The 15,717-nt window shown below is 35.6% G+C and carries 12 protein-coding genes and 1 pseudogene; 8 read left to right on the top strand and 5 right to left on the bottom strand.

Annotated features, from left to right (window positions below):
- Positions 1 to 61: 61 nt before the first annotated feature.
- Both arsC and prfB read right to left on the bottom strand, forming a co-directional pair.
- Entirely contained in the window at positions 62 to 403 is a 342-nt protein-coding gene (arsC, locus tag BLV64_RS04210) for an arsenate reductase (glutaredoxin) (RefSeq protein WP_092132882.1), read from the bottom strand.
- Positions 404 to 429: 26 nt separating this feature from the next.
- Positions 430 to 1,540 (bottom strand): peptide chain release factor 2 gene (gene prfB / locus BLV64_RS04205; protein ID WP_143034126.1). Its coding sequence is split into 2 segments (ribosomal slippage): positions 430 to 1,476 and positions 1,478 to 1,540, totalling 1,110 coding nucleotides; the frame shifts between segments, so codons are not numbered across the junction.
- A 93-nt stretch (positions 1,541 to 1,633) separates the two neighbouring features.
- Between prfB and BLV64_RS04200 the strand changes: the two genes are divergently transcribed.
- Complete coding sequence (locus BLV64_RS04200) at positions 1,634 to 2,653, top strand: threonine aldolase family protein (protein WP_092132877.1); 1,020 nt, start codon at positions 1,634 to 1,636, stop codon at positions 2,651 to 2,653.
- Positions 2,654 to 2,739: 86 nt separating this feature from the next.
- On the opposite strand, the gene BLV64_RS04195 is transcribed toward BLV64_RS04200, so the two are convergent.
- The gene (locus BLV64_RS04195; protein ID WP_092132874.1) at positions 2,740 to 3,066 is read right to left on the bottom strand and encodes a YbaB/EbfC family nucleoid-associated protein; all 327 of its coding nucleotides are present in this window, start codon (positions 3,064 to 3,066) and stop codon (positions 2,740 to 2,742) included.
- A 137-nt stretch (positions 3,067 to 3,203) separates the two neighbouring features.
- Between BLV64_RS04195 and BLV64_RS04190 the strand changes: the two genes are divergently transcribed.
- From BLV64_RS04190 to BLV64_RS04180, 3 genes and pseudogenes are all read left to right on the top strand, one after another.
- Complete coding sequence (locus tag BLV64_RS04190; RefSeq protein WP_092132872.1) at positions 3,204 to 5,273, top strand: S9 family peptidase; 2,070 nt, start codon at positions 3,204 to 3,206, stop codon at positions 5,271 to 5,273.
- A 71-nt stretch (positions 5,274 to 5,344) separates the two neighbouring features.
- Positions 5,345 to 6,392 (top strand): annotated as a pseudogene (locus tag BLV64_RS04185) (PLP-dependent cysteine synthase family protein).
- Between the two features lie 142 nt (positions 6,393 to 6,534).
- The gene (locus BLV64_RS04180) at positions 6,535 to 7,794 is read left to right on the top strand and encodes a cysteate-C-fatty acyltransferase (RefSeq protein WP_092132869.1); all 1,260 of its coding nucleotides are present in this window, start codon (positions 6,535 to 6,537) and stop codon (positions 7,792 to 7,794) included.
- Between the two features lie 77 nt (positions 7,795 to 7,871).
- Here BLV64_RS04180 and BLV64_RS04175 read toward each other — a convergent pair whose 3' ends face one another.
- Positions 7,872 to 8,990, bottom strand: coding sequence for a GTP cyclohydrolase (locus BLV64_RS04175; RefSeq protein ID WP_092132866.1), 1,119 nt, complete (start codon positions 8,988 to 8,990; stop codon positions 7,872 to 7,874).
- Between the two features lie 15 nt (positions 8,991 to 9,005).
- The gene (locus BLV64_RS04170) at positions 9,006 to 10,016 is read right to left on the bottom strand and encodes a transporter (RefSeq protein WP_092132863.1); all 1,011 of its coding nucleotides are present in this window, start codon (positions 10,014 to 10,016) and stop codon (positions 9,006 to 9,008) included.
- 123 nt (positions 10,017 to 10,139) lie between these two features.
- Between BLV64_RS04170 and BLV64_RS04165 the strand changes: the two genes are divergently transcribed.
- The 4 genes from BLV64_RS04165 (at position 10,140) to BLV64_RS04150 (ending at position 15,657) form a co-directional block, all read left to right on the top strand.
- Positions 10,140 to 10,403 (top strand): DUF4834 family protein, encoded by a 264-nt coding sequence (locus tag BLV64_RS04165; RefSeq protein ID WP_092132860.1) that lies wholly within the window; start codon positions 10,140 to 10,142, stop codon positions 10,401 to 10,403.
- 112 nt (positions 10,404 to 10,515) lie between these two features.
- Entirely contained in the window at positions 10,516 to 12,936 is a 2,421-nt protein-coding gene (locus BLV64_RS04160) for a YfhO family protein (RefSeq protein WP_092132857.1), read from the top strand.
- Positions 12,929 to 14,212: a glycosyltransferase family 4 protein gene (locus BLV64_RS04155; protein WP_092132854.1), complete on the top strand. Its 1,284-nt coding sequence runs from the start codon at positions 12,929 to 12,931 to the stop codon at positions 14,210 to 14,212. The genes BLV64_RS04160 and BLV64_RS04155 overlap by 8 nt, the downstream gene beginning before the upstream one ends.
- A complete protein-coding gene (locus BLV64_RS04150; protein ID WP_092132851.1) occupies positions 14,203 to 15,657 on the top strand; it encodes a lipopolysaccharide biosynthesis protein in 1,455 nt (484 codons plus the stop codon). The genes BLV64_RS04155 and BLV64_RS04150 overlap by 10 nt, the downstream gene beginning before the upstream one ends.
- Positions 15,658 to 15,717: the final 60 nt, after the last annotated feature.

Here is a 15,717-nt window from a genome sequence, read left to right as displayed (position 1 = left end):
TTAAAAGTTTGTTAAAAGAAAAAAGCTGTAAAACACCTTGGGTTTTACAGCTTTTTTTAACTTATATAATTGTACCGATATCACTTGGAGGTCTTCCTATAACCGCCTTTTTACCGTTTATTACAATAGGACGTTCTATAAGTTTAGGATGTGTAACCATAGCAGTGATTATTTCACTATCCGTTAAGGTCTTACCTTTAAAGTTTTCTTTCCAAGCCGCTTCGTTTTTTCTGACAAGCTCTAGTGGTGAAATGTTTAATAAATCAATAATTGACTTTAGTTCACTCTCGGTAGGAACCGTGTCTAAATATTTTATAATTTCAAAATCTTTTCCAGATTGCTCTAATAGTTCTACGCCTTGTCTAGACTTACTACATCTAGGATTATGGTATATTTTTATCATCGTTTTTATAATTATAGTTTGACTTCTTACAAGTTGTTAGTTTCTGACTCTTGCTGTCCCATCATCATGAGATAAGCTTTTAGAAAGGGAGTAATCTCTCCGTCCATAACTGCATCTACATTTCCTGTTTCGTGTGCTGTTCTTACATCTTTTACTAATTTATAAGGATGCATAACATAGTTTCTAATTTGGCTTCCCCATTCGATTTTCATTTTTCCGGCTTCAATATCATCACGTTGAGCCAGTTGTTTTTGAAGCTCTATTTCATAAAGTTGCGATTTTAACATTTGAAGCGCCCGAGACCTGTTATCGTGTTGTGAACGCGTTTCACTACATGAAATCATAATCCCTGAGGGTTTATGGGTAAGCTGTACTTTAGTTTCTACCTTATTAACGTTTTGTCCTCCAGCACCACTTGAGCGGGCGGTGGTGATTTCAATATCGGCAGGATTGATTTCAATTTCTATGGTATCATCTACTAAAGGGTAGACATAAACTGAAGCGAAACTCGTATGGCGTTTTGCGTTACTATCAAAAGGTGAAATACGAACCAAACGGTGTACGCCATTTTCTCCTTTTAACCAGCCAAAAGCATAATCACCTTCAATCTCTAGAGTCACCGTTTTTATACCGGCAACATCACCTTCTTGAAAGTTTAACTCTTTTACTTTAAAACCGTTTTTCTCGGCGTACATTAAGTACATACGCATAAGCATTTGTGCCCAATCACAGCTTTCGGTACCACCGGCACCGGCGGTAATTTGAAGCACAGCACTTAAACTATCGCCTTCTTCAGAAAGCATATTTTTAAACTCTAAATCTTCGATTACGGTTTGGGCTTGCTCGAATTTATCTTCTACCTCCTTTAAAGTCGCTTCATCTTCTTTGTAAAAATCGTAAAGCACTTCTAGGTCTTCGACTAAGCTTTTAGACGTATTATAATCTTGAACCCATTGTTTTTTGGTTCGAAGAGATTTCATAATAATTTCAGCAGCCTTGGAGTCGTTCCAAAAATCAGGGTCGAATGTTTGCTCTTCCTCGTTGTTAATCTCAATTAGTTTGGCATCTATGTCAAAGATATTGCCTTAGCGCGGTAAGGCGGTTTGAAAGATCTTTAATTTGATCTGATGTAATCATGGTGTTTTTGTTTTAAACAAAATTAGAATTATAAGTCTTAACCTAAAATATTTACCCAGTTATTTTATAATTTTATACTCTAAATATTTAATAATGATTATAGATTTAAGAAGTGATACCGTTACTAAGCCGTCGAAAGCGATGTTAGAAGCTATGATGCAGGCTCAAGTAGGCGACGATGTTTATGCCGAAGACGAAACCGTTAATGCATTGGAATCTAGAGTGGCGGCCCTATTTGGTAAGTCAAAAGCCGTTTTTTTTCCTAGTGGTACGATGGCGAATCAAACAGCTATAAAATTACATACTAACCCTGGCGATCAGGTTATTTGCGATAAATATGCACACATTTATAATTATGAAGGTGGTGGCGCTTCGTTTAATAGCGGTGTGTCTTGCAACTTGTTAGACGGTCACCGCGGGATGTTTACGGCGCAACAGGTGGAAGACGCTATTAACCCACCAGATTTTTACCACAGTCCGTTAACCCGACTGGTGGCTATAGAAAATACGACTAACAAAGGTGGTGGGGCGTGTTGGGATTTTAATGAGATACGTAACATACGAGAGGTTTGTAATACGCATAATTTAGGATTGCATTTAGATGGTGCACGGCTATGGAATGCTTTAGCAGAAACCAAGGAAACGGCATCGGATTACGGTGGTGTTTTTGATACCATATCGGTGTGTTTTAGCAAAGGATTAGGATGCCCCGTTGGTTCGGTGTTGGTGGGAGATGAAGCATTAATGGAAAATGCCATTAGAATCAGAAAAATTCTTGGTGGCGGAATGCGACAAATAGGGTATTTGGCTGCTGCTGGGTTATATGCTTTAGATAATAATATAGAACGCTTACTCGAAGATCATAAAAAGGCAAAAGAAATAGCAGCCGTTTTAAGAGGCATGTCTGCAGTTAGTCACGTAGAGCAGGTAGAAACTAATATTGTGATTTTTAGTTTGGAAAATGAAATCGAGGAGCAGAAGTTTATGCAAGCGTTAAACAAGCATACGATTCGAATAAGCGCTATGGGTAAGGGGAAATTGCGAATGGTTACCCATTTAGATTATACTCATGAGCAACACGCTTATTTTTTAGACCTTCTAAAGCGTTTATAAAAGCGTTTTCTAAATTTTGCACATTAAAAAAGGAAGTCGTACGACTTCCTTTTTTATTATTTTTCCAAATGGAGTTGTGCTTAATTTTATTTAAAAAGTCCGTCCATTCCCGGTATATTTGGCATACCATCTTTGGCTACAGCAGCAAGCTCAGCTTCATTTATAGCACTGGCTTTTTCTATAGCTTTGTTTAATGTCAGCACTAAGTAGTCTTCTAATTGCTCTTTATCTTCAAGTAGGGCATCATCGACAGTAATTGACTTTATTGTTCGGTTTGCCGTAAGCGTTACTTTTAATAAACCGTCGCTACTCTGTTCGTCTACTAACACCGTATTTAAACGTGTTTTTGTTTCTTCAACTTTTTGTTGGGTTTCTTTTAATTTACCCATCATTCCCATAATATCACCAAACATAATTTTAGATTTTAAAGTTATTAGAAAGCAAAAATAAAAAATACAATTGTATTAAAATAGAAACTAGAGATATATCGGAAATGAACTGTTATTCTTGTTAAGAAGTTTTATTTTTGCAGCCACTGAATTATAAATTTATGAGCACTAAAATAGCAACATTGCAACCACCAATTGCCAATAAAATTCCAAAGTCACTAGAGATACATGACGATGTTAGAATAGATAATTATTTTTGGTTAAATGATCGTGAAGATCCAGCGGTTATAAAGTATTTAGAAGATGAAAACGCATATACAAAAGCTGTTTTAAAACATACCGAGGCGTTTCAAACTGATTTGTTTGAAGAGATGAAAGCGCGTATTAAAGAAGATGATACATCAGTGCCCTACAAGTTTAACGGCTATTGGTATATAACACGTTACGAAAAGGGGAAAGATTACCCTGTTTATTTGCGTAAAAAGGAGAATTTAGATGCTGACGATGAAATTCTTTTTGATTGTAATGAAATGGCTAAAGGATTCGCTTACTTTAAATTAGGAGGGATTTCTATAAGTCCCGATAATACCATGGCAAGCTTTTCGGTAGATACGGTAAGTAGAAGGCAATATACCTTACAAATTAAAAACTTGGTTACGGGAGAAGTGTTTTCTGATAAAATAGAAAACACAACCGGTAGCTCTACTTGGGCTAATGATAATAAAACCTTGTTTTACAGTAAAAAAGATGAAGTTACTTTGCGTTCGGATACCATTTATAAGCATAAACTGTATACCGATGCATCACTAGACACCTTAATATATAAGGAAGAAGACGATACATTTAACACGTTTATTTACAAGTCTAAATCTAAGAAGTATTTAATTATTGGATCTTCAAGTACGCTGACTTCAGAATATAGAATTTTAAATGCGGATACTCCAGATGAAGATTTTAAAATATTTTCTGAGCGAGAACGTGAGTTAGAGTATTCTATCGCACATTATAATGACAGTTTTTATATTCTTACGAATAAGGATAATGCCACCAACTTTAAATTGCAAAAAACATTAGAAACGCAGACGTCTCAAGAACATTGGGAAGATGTATTGCCACATCGCGATCATATGTTGTTAGAAGATATTGAGATATTTAGAAGTCACCTTGTGGTCAATGAACGCGAAAATGGTTTAAATCAAATTCGTATTATAAGTTGGAATGGGGAAGAGGATTATTATTTGCCTTTTAACAACGAAACGTATACGGCAAGCATTGGCAATAACCCGGATTTTGATAATACGTTTTTGCGATACAGCTACAATTCGTTAACGCATCCCAATTCTGTTATTGACTATAATTTTTTAACACGTCAAGAAATTGTTCAAAAAGAACAAGAGGTGCTAGGGGATAGCTTCGATAAAAATAATTACGAATCTAAACGGGTATGGGCAACAGCTAGAGATGGCGTGAAAATACCGATGTCTATAGTGTATAAAAAAGGCTTGGTTTTAGATGGTAGCAATCCCTTGTTGCAATATGCCTATGGCTCGTACGGTTCTACTATAGACCCTTACTTTTCTACTATCCGATTAAGCTTATTAGATCGCGGGTTTATTTATGTGATAGCTCATATTAGAGGAGGAGAATACTTAGGGAGAAATTGGTATGAAGATGGAAAGTTACTGACTAAGAAAAATACGTTTACCGATTTTATAGATTGTTCAGAGTATTTAATTGAAGAAAAATACACTTCTCCCGAGCATTTGTATGCTATGGGAGGCAGCGCTGGTGGCTTACTAATGGGAGCGATAATTAATAGTAAACCAGAATTGTATAATGGGGTAATTGCAGCAGTGCCTTTCGTAGATGTTGTGACTACGATGTTAGACGACGAAATTCCTTTAACGACAGGCGAGTATGACGAATGGGGGAATCCCAATGACAAAGCGTATTACGATTATATTAAATCGTATTCTCCATATGATAATGTAGAGGCAAAAGCCTATCCTAATATGTTGGTCACAACAGGATTGCACGATTCACAGGTGCAATATTGGGAGCCAGCAAAATGGGTAGCAAAATTAAGAGAGTTAAAAACGGATAGCAATAAATTGCTTTTCCATATTGATATGGATGCCGGTCACGGGGGAGCATCAGGGCGTTTTGAGAGTTTAAAAGAGGTCGCTTTGGAGTATGCTTTTTTATTAGATCTTGAAGGAATTAGCCATTAAAAAAAAAATGCTTATTTTTGCGGGGTTTAAGTTGCGTTTATCTAACTGAAAGTAACTGGTAAAATTTATTTATGGACTACAATAAAAATGTTTATGACAATGTGTTGGACCTTATTGGGAATACACCTTTGATTAAACTAAAAAAAATAACTTCTGATTGTAAAGGTAGCTTTTTAGCTAAAGTTGAAGCGTTTAATCCGGGGCACTCTGCTAAGGATAGAATTGCTTTACATATTATTGAGCAAGCAGAAAAGCGAGGGATTTTAAAACCTGGTGATACCATTATAGAAACGACATCTGGAAATACAGGATTTAGTATCGCAATGGTAAGTGTATTAAAAGGCTATGATTGTATTTTAGCAGTCAGCTCTAAATCGTCTCCAGACAAAATCGACATGCTTAAAACCATGGGAGCTAAAGTTTATGTTTGCCCAGCAAATGTAGCTGCCGATGACCCGAGGTCATATTACAAAGTTGCTCAGCGTTTACACGAAGAAATAGAAGGTTCGGTATATATTAATCAGTATTTTAATACCTTAAATGGTGATGCACACTACCAATCTACTGGTCCGGAAATCTGGGAGCAAACGAATGGTAAAATCACTCATTTAGTATTTAGTAGCTTGTAGTGGAACAGGAGGAACAATTTCTGGAACGGCAAAGTATTTAAAAGAACAAAATCCTAATGTAAAAGTAATTGGGGTTGATGCTTATGGTTCAGTATTAAAAAAATACCACGAAACACGAGAGTTTGACGAAAATGAAATTTACCCTTACCGTATTGAAGGTTTAGGTAAAAATTTAATTCCTACAGCAACCGATTTTGATCTTATTGACTCTTTTGTTAAAGTTACAGATGAGGCTAGTGCGCACACAGCTCGTGAGATTGCAAAAACAGAAGGGCTTTTTGTAGGCTATACTTCTGGAGCAGCAATGCAAGCAGTAAAACAGCTTAATGAAGCAGGTGAATTTAAAGATAGCGATGTCGTTGTTGTAATATTCCCCGATCATGGTTCGCGTTATATGAGTAAAGTATATAGTGATAAATGGATGAATGAACAGGGGTTTTTCGACAGTCAGAATGAAGAGGCCGCACAAAGTATACAATACGTTAAATAATTAAAACATAATACAAAATGATAAGCTGACTAGGTATTAAATTAGTCAGCTTATTGTGTTGTTAATAATAGAATGTAAAAAGATTATGCAAAAAAGGTAGAAATGCCTAATTTTGCATTACCTAAACTAAGATTATACCTTAATGAAAGATTTATTCGCAAAAATATACAAAGACAAAGGACCGTTAGGGAAATGGGCCGCACAAGCTGAAGGATATTTTGTTTTTCCAAAATTAGAAGGACAGATTTCTAACAGGATGAAATTTCAAGGAAAAGATGTGATTACTTGGAGTATAAATGATTACTTGGGGTTAGCTAATCATCCAGAAGTAAGAAAGGTAGATGCGCAAGCAGCTGCAGATTATGGTTCGGCGTACCCAATGGGTGCTAGAATGATGTCTGGGCATACAGATCTTCATGAGCAATTACAAAATGAACTTGCAGCATTTGTAAATAAAGAAGCCGCTTACCTATTAAACTTTGGGTATCAAGGTATGGTGTCTACTATCGACGCTCTTGTAGCTAAAGATGATATTATTGTATATGATGTCGATTCTCATGCGTGTATAATTGACGGTGTGCGTTTGCATATGGGTAAACGTTTTACTTATAAGCATAACGATATTGATAGTTTAGAAAAAAACTTAGAGCGTGCTACTAAAATGGCTGAGCAAACAGGTGGAGGTATCTTAGTGATTACCGAAGGTGTTTTTGGAATGCGTGGAGAGCAGGGACGTTTAAAAGAAATCGTTGAATTAAAGAAAAAATTTAGTTTTAGATTATTTGTTGATGATGCGCACGGATTTGGTACTCTAGGTAAAACAGGAGCTGGAGCCGGAGAGGAGCAAGGTGTTCAAGACGAGATCGATGTGTACTTTGCAACCTTTGCAAAATCTATGGCAAGTACAGGTGCTTTTATTGCCGCTGATCAAGAAATAATCGATTATTTAAAATATAACTTACGTTCTCAAATGTTTGCTAAATCGCTACAAATGCAACTTGTTGTTGGTGCATTAAAGCGTTTAGATATGTTAAGAACAATGCCTGAACTAAAACAGAATCTGTGGACGATTGTTAACGCGTTACAATCAGGTTTAAAAGCAAGAGGTTTCGATATTGGTACTACAAAAAGTTGTGTAACACCAGTATATTTGGAAGGAAGTATTCCGGAAGCTATGGCTTTAGTAAGAGATTTAAGAGAGAATTACGGTATTTTCTGTTCTATTGTAGTGTATCCAGTTATTCCTAAAGGAATGATCTTATTAAGAATGATACCTACAGCAACACATACACTAAAAGATGTTGAAGAAACATTAGATGCCTTCGATGCGATTAGAGACCGTTTGGTTAATGGAACGTATAAACGTATGTCTGCCGCTTTAATGAAAGCAATGGGAGAGTAAACAGACGATTCAATTATATAAAAAATCCGATTCTTTTTAGAATCGGATTTTTTTATGATATAAAGTGTAATGTGTGGTTACAAATCTTTTCTAAATGTACTGCGTTTTACAACCACCTTAGGGTCGAAATGTTTCCATATTTTCTGAATGGCTTCATTGTCATCAAGCTCTGGAGTTCTATAGCAAGTTTCTATGCCTTTTTCTTTAAATGTGTTGTAGTATTCATTAAAAATAACAGCGTGTACTCCTTTATTTTGATATTCCGGTTCTACACCTATTAAATAGAATAGCACTTCTTTACTTTCTTTTTTAGCCTTTAATAATTTTAAAAAGCCAAATGGGAATAGTTTGCCTTTAATATCCTGAAGCGTTTTTGCAAAACGAGGTAAAACTATAGCGAAAGCGACCATTTTATCATTTTCATCGACAATAAACTTGATGTACTCCGGGTTGATAAAGCTGATAAATTTCTTCTTAAAGAATTCTTTTTGGATATCGCTAATCTCTACAAAAGAGGATAATTGTGCATAAGAAGAATTGAATAAATCAAACATTTTGTCTGCATAAGGCATGACTTCTTCTGTTTTCGTAAACTTTAATGCACGTAATTTATAACGTTTTTTAATCAGTTCTTGAGCCTTATAAAAGAAGTCAGGGTGTACATTTTTAAAAGGAAACGTGCTTTCTGAGTATGATTTTTCGACAGCAAAGCCTAAGGCTTCATAATGCTTAACATAATAGGGGTGGTTGTACCAGGTAATCATACTAGCAACCACATCGTAACCATAAGTTACAACCCCCACCTTATCTAAATTAGAAAACCCTACCGGGCCTTCCATATAGTCTAATTTGTTTTGAATCCCTATTTTTTTGACTTCATTAATCAGGGCTTTAGAAACTTCTAAGTCATCAATAAAATCAAACCATCCAAAACGCATTTTAGGTTGGTTCATTTTATTTATTTCCAGCCAATTGGTAATAGCTGCTATACGCCCTACAACTTCTCCGTTTTTATACGCTAAAAAGAAGGTCGCGTCAGCATCTTGAAAAATCGGATTCTTCTTCTTGTCAAACGTTTGGAGTTCTTGTGATATAATTGGGGGGACCCAATATTTTGAATCTTTATAAATTGAAAAAGGAAACTTGACAAATGCCTTTAAACCTTTCTTAGAGTCGATTTTTTTTATTGTAATCATATAATATAGTCGCGGTTAGTTATCGTCGAAATCAATAACTTTAGTTTCTTTTTCTCTTTTTTGTGAAGAGCGATTAGCTTTTTTATTGTCTTTTTGTCTTTTCTTGTTGGCTTTTCGTTCTGCTTCATCTTCTGCCGATGTACCATTGTCTACAGGATCCTTATGAAAATCAAATCGGTAGGAGGCTCCGAAATTAACACTAAAAACCGAAGGTGTGTCCTTGGTGTTAAAAGTTACAGCAGTATCCAATTGGAAATTTTTTCCCCATAAATAAGCGCCTCCAAATCGAAATAAGTTATCGGCGTAAAAATCGCTATGGATACCTTGAGTTTCTCCAAATAACACCCATTGATCGGCTACCGATTTAGTTACCGTGGCAATATATTGAAAATCGGAGTACTCTGTTCCTATACGGTCTTTAGAGAAGTTTAATACCAATACCCAACCGCTAGCGAAATTATTTTGCGTGGCAATCATAACTTTCGGACTAAAGCCTTCGATGCCCGGTGCTGTATACGGATTGTCTTTTCCGTCTAAATTAACACCTGCGTATAAAGCGACAGCTGGAATTAATGAACTCCATTTAAATTTACGATTCGCATGGTAACTAAAAATATTAGGTTTTTCTTCTTCAGCATTCTTTAAAGGGTCATAAACCAAGTACTTGGCTCCAAAAACAATATTTTTAAAATTTGAGCGATCGGTATCTAAGCCAACAGTAGAGCGGTTATCGGTAAAAGTATCACTTTGGTAAGTACCTTCGATATTAATTTCTAATTGTGGTAAAAGCATGCCGTATCGCGTAGCAAAATCAACACCAAACCCAGAAACCTCATATTTTAAAGGCGTGTGTTTTTCTTTAACCATATAAGGGCCAACTTCTAATTGTAAGACGTTAGTACCTACAGAAAAAGCCGATCTAGAAACACCTGGGCGATTAGAATTTATAACTTCTGTGTATTGCGCATTTAAGGTATAGCTTGCCATCGATAGCAGAGCAAGCACATAAAATTTCTTGAATAACATAGGTATCGGGTTTAGCTCCAAATATAGAGATTTTATATTTTTTTTAAGGAATTAATTCTGAAATTACTCCAAGAGTATTGTATTTTTGTAAATAATAAAATTACGATATCACGTATCTATACTATGGGGGTTTTAAAAACTATTCTTTTTATTCTTTTATTTTATTACGGGTTTAAAATATTATCTCGATTATTTGCCCCATTAATACTGCGCTATTTTTCTAAAAAAATGCAAGAAAAATTCGGTGCTCAGTTTAATGATTTTTCTAAGCAGCAGAAACAGCAGCCTAAAGAAAAAGTGGGTGAAATATCGATCGATAAAATGCCTAACAAATCAACATCCAATAAAAACGTTGGGGAGTATGTTGATTTTGAAGAAGTCGACTAGCCTGCCGTCTCTAAGTTTAGTTATTTTATATTTTAAAACTATTTTCAATTTCAAATTTGAATAATCTCAAAAAATATGAGTATTTTTCAAGCTCATAGTTTTAAACCATTTTATGCAAGTTTCTTTTAAAAAAATCCTGCCGCATGTACTCGTGTTTGTAGGGTTTATTATTTTATCATTAGCCTATTTTAGTCCCGTTTTACAAGGGAAACAAATATTACAAAGTGATATTGTTCATTATGAAGGTATGGCTAAGCAGCACAAAACCTTCAAAGCGGAAACCGGAGAAGAAACCTATTGGACGAATAGCGGATTTGCAGGGATGCCAACCTATCAATTGGGAGCAAAATACCCGCATAACTATATTAAGCAACTGGATCTGGCGCTTCGTTTTTTACCGCGTCCTGCCGATTATCTTTTTCTGTATTTTATTGGGTTTTATACCCTCTTACTCAGCTTAAAAGTAGATTTTAAATTAGCCGCACTTGGTGCCTTGGCTTTTGGGTTTTCCACATATTTGATAATTATAATTGGGGTTGGGCACAATTCGAAAGCACATGCTATCGCTTATTTTCCTTTGGTTTTAAGTGGAATCATTCTCACGTTTAGACGAAAATATATTCTCGGATTTATTATTACAGCCTTGGCTTTAGGTTTAGAACTGGTGTCAAATCATTATCAAATGACCTACTATCTGATGCTTTTAGTGGTTGTTTTAGGAATCGCTTACTTAGTAGATGCTTACCGCAAAAAGCTGTTACCGCATTATTTTAAATCGGTAGGACTTTTAATAGTTGCTGTTATTATTGCTGTCGGATTAAATGCTACAGGTATTTTGGCGACTCAAGAATATGTAAAGGAAAGTACGCGTGGACCTAGTGAACTCAGTATAAACCCTGACGGGTCGAAAAAAGAAGCAGCCTCTTCTGGCTTGTCAAGAGATTACATTACAGAATACAGTTATGGGAAATTAGAGACCTTTAATTTGTTTATCCCGCGCTTTATGGGCGGTGGAATGGGTGAGGATGTTGGTAAGGATTCCAATTTATATCAAGCCTATTTGCAGTTAGGTGCGAGTCCGTTGCAAGCAAAAGAAGAGGTGAAACGCGCTCCGATGTATTGGGGAGATCAGCCTATAGTAGAAGCTCCAGCTTATGTGGGAGCGGTTGTGATTTTTTTGTTTGTATTTGCTTTGTTTTTGGTAAAAGGGCGATTAAAATGGTGGCTTGTAGGAGGGACGGTACTATCGTTACTACTTTCTTACGGAAAGAACCTAGGGTTTTTAACCGATTTCTTTATCGATTATGTGCCGTTATATAACAAGTTTAGAGCCGTAAGCTCAATTCAAGTTATTTTAGAATTGTGTATTCCGGTATTAGGGATATTTGGTCTAGTGAAATTGTTTGATAGGTTTAATAGTGATGAAGAAAAGTTAAAAGCGCTTAAATATTCGGTGGGTATTACCGCAGGAATAGCTCTGCTGTTTTTAGTGTTTAAATCGGTATTTTTCGATTTTATAGGCTTACGTGACCAGTTATACCGTGAAAATTACGGTTTAGATTTCGCTCGTGCTTTGGTCGACGATAGGAAAGCATTGTTTACCAGCGATACGCTAAGAACTTTAATTTTAGTGCTACTTTCTGCGGGAACTATTTATTTTTTCTTAAAGAACAAATTAAACGAGACTAAGGTTATATTGCTATTCGCTGCTTTAATAGTTTTTGATTTGGTAGGGGTGGACCGACGCTATGTAAACACAGATAATTTTGTGTCTGCAAGCAAAGTCGAACAACCGTATCAGGCAACTCAGGTGGATATGGAAATCTTAAAAGATAAGTCACATTACAGAGTCTTCGATTTGACTTCAGGAGGGGCTAGAGCATCATTTTTCCATAATTCCTTAACAGGATATCACGCAGCAAAATTGAAGCGTTATAACGAGCTGTTTGATTTTTATATTTCACAGAATAATATCAATGTACTTAATATGCTAAATACAAAGTATATTATAGTGCCGGACGAACAAGAAGGAAAGGCTGTTTACCCTAATGAAGATGCGAATGGGAATGCGTGGTTTGTAAAGCAAGTTGCCGCTGTAGCCTCTCCAGACGAAGAGATTATGGCGTTAAAAGATTTAGATAATAAAAACAAGGCTGTGACTACAGAGCAGGCTATAGCTGGTACGTTTACCGTAGATTCTTTAGCTACAATCTCTGTGGTAGATTACAAGCCCAACGTTATTACATACGAATCCAAGAACCTTAAAGAGGGGTTTGCTGTATTTTCCGAAATGTATTATAAAGAGGGGTGGAATGCTTATATAGATGGAGAAATTCAGCCTATTCATAAAGTTAATTATACCTTACGTGGATTGAAAACACCAAAAGGAAGACATATTATCGAATTCAAGTTTGAGCCTAAGGTGGTGCAAACGGGGAGTCGTATTGCTTTAGCATCATCAATTATCATGATGTTATTAATTCTAGCGGGTGTGTTTTTCAGTGTTAAAAACAGAAAAAAATTAAGTGAATAAAAAGGTACTTATTATCACCTATTACTGGCCACCTGCAGGAGGTCCAGGTGTTCAGCGCTGGTTAAAGTTTGTAAAATACTTACCGGAGTTCAATATAGAACCTATTGTTTATTGTCCGTCAAATCCTAATTACCCCATTATTGACTCTAGTTTAATAGATGAAGTATCCGATCAAGTAACCGTACTTAAACAACCTATAAGTGAGCCTTATAAGTATGCTGGTTTAGTATCTAAAAAATCAAAAACAATAAGTAAAGGGATTATTCCTGAAGAAAAAAAGCAAGGTGTTTTAGAGAAGTTGATGCTGTTTATTCGTGGCAACTTCTTTATTCCTGATGCGAGAAAGGGGTGGGTAAAACCTTCAGTAAATTATTTGTCGACCTATATCTCCGATTATAATATTGATACTATAATTACTACAGGGCCGCCGCATAGTTTGCATTTAATAGGACTTCAGCTAACAGAAGCTTTAGGCGTAAGATGGGTAGCCGATTTTCGAGATCCATGGACGTCGATAGGCTATCATAAAAAATTAAAACTAACGAATTCTTCTCAGAAAAAACATAAAAATTTAGAGAGAAAGGTGTTAAATACCGCCGATAAAATTATAGTAACGAGTCAGGTGACTAAAAAAGAATTTCAGCAGCTAACAAAACAACCAATAACTGTCATAACTAATGGTTATGATGTTGTTAAAACCCCCGCTATTGTTAAGGATTCAAAGTTCACCTTGTCTCATATAGGCTCGTTTTTATCAGAACGAAATCCTGAAATTTTATGGAAAGTCCTCGAAGATTTAAGACGGGAAGACCCCAGCTTTAAATCTGACTTTGAATTAAAATTAGTCGGAGCGGTGAGCGATTCTGTGTTGGATTCTATACGAAATCACAATCTAAGTGATTGTTTAGATAATGTAGGCTATGTTTCTCATTTAGAAGCGATTAAGTTTCAAAGAGAAACTCAGTTGTTGTTATTGGTGGAAATTGATTCTGAGGATACTAAGGCTATAATACCTGGAAAGTTATTTGAATATATGGTTTCCGAATGTCCTATTGTTGCAATCGGACCTACCGATAGTGATGTTGAAGTTATTTTAAAAGAAACTAATACGGGACACTATTTTAATTACGACGCTTACGATGCTTTAAAGGCGACACTAAAAGCGTATTATGAGGTCTATAAAAAAGGGAGTTTAAAATCTAATGCTATTGGATTACAAAAATACAGTAGAAGGCATTTAACCCAATCTTTAGCGCATCTTATAGCATGGGAATAGTCGTTAATCAATCTATAAAAAATACGGTTATCACCTATTTGGGATTTGGAATAGGGGCCATTAATGTGCTCTTTTTATTCACTAAGTTTATAGAGCCTGTTTATTTTGGCGTGATCACCTTTATTTTATCGACGGCGAATATTATGATGCCGCTAATGGCTTTTGGGGTTCACAATACCGTTGTAAAATTTTACTCTTCTTTTAAAACACGACAATCGCAAAATGGGTTTTTAACCCTTATGTTGCTATTGCCTTTTGTGGTTATTCTTCCTGCCATTGGCATTAGTTTTATAGCATTCGATACCATAAGCTCTTGGTTATCCAAAGAAAATCCTATTATTGGAGATTACACATGGTACATTGTAATTACGGCGATTGCTTTTGCTTATTTTGAAGTTTTTTACGCCTGGAGCAAAGTGCAGCTTCAAAGTGTCTTTGGGAACTTTATGAAAGAGGTCTTTCATCGCGTTTGCACCGCTGTTTTATTGCTTCTTGTGTATTTTGGGTATATGAACACTCAGCAATTAATTCAAGCTATTGTGGGGGTTTATGTCGTACGTATGCTAATCATGAAACTCTATGCCTTCAGTTTGCGCTTTCCCTCTTTAAAACATGTGCAATTTAAAGGCAGTTCGCGAATATTAAAATATACGACCTTAATTATCATTGCTGGATCGGTAGCTAATATCATTTTGGAAATTGATAAATTTATGATTGGTAAATATGTAGCAATCGAGAATGTAGCCTTTTACGGTGTGGCCATCTATATTGCCACGGTTATTGGTGTGCCTCTTCGTTCAATGCATCAAATTACCTATCCGCTTACAGCAAAACTACTAAACGAAAACAATAAAGCAGAACTTAAAACGCTATATGAAAAGAGTTCGTTAAGCTTGTTTATAATTAGCGGTTTTATTTTTCTTATCATTTTATTAAATATAAATCAGCTATATGCTTTAATGTCGGACGATTATACAAACGGTCTGCTTATCGTTTTTGTAATTGGTTTAGCCAAGTTGTACGATAATGCTTTGGGGAATAATAACGCCATTTTATTTAATAGTGATTATTACCGGATTGTTTTGTTGTTAGGGGTGTTATTAGCGGTTTCAACTGTCGTTTTAAATGCTTTGTTTATTCCTAGTTTCGGAATTAACGGGGCGGCTTATGCAAGTTGTATTACCATTTTCTTGTACAACACTATTAAACTGGTGTTTGTATATTTTAAGTTTAATATGCAACCGTTTACAACTAACACCCTAAAGACTTTACTTCTAATTAGTGTTTCTGGGCTGTGTTTTTATTTTTGGGAATTCCCTTTTCATCCCATTCTTAATATTGCTTTAAAGTCCTTGCTATTAAGTGTATTTTATGGCGGAATGGTGTATCGATTTAATTTATCGTCAGACATCACCAATTTAATTAATAAAATGCTGCGACGTTAAGTCGTGAACCCCTTATAAATAAAAACACCTACTGCAAGTGTTGTGTACTTGTAGTAGGTG

Source organism: Bizionia paragorgiae (assembly GCF_900107625.1).
Taxonomy (GTDB): domain Bacteria; phylum Bacteroidota; class Bacteroidia; order Flavobacteriales; family Flavobacteriaceae; genus Bizionia; species Bizionia paragorgiae.
This window is presented reverse-complemented; position numbering and strand designations above follow the sequence as displayed.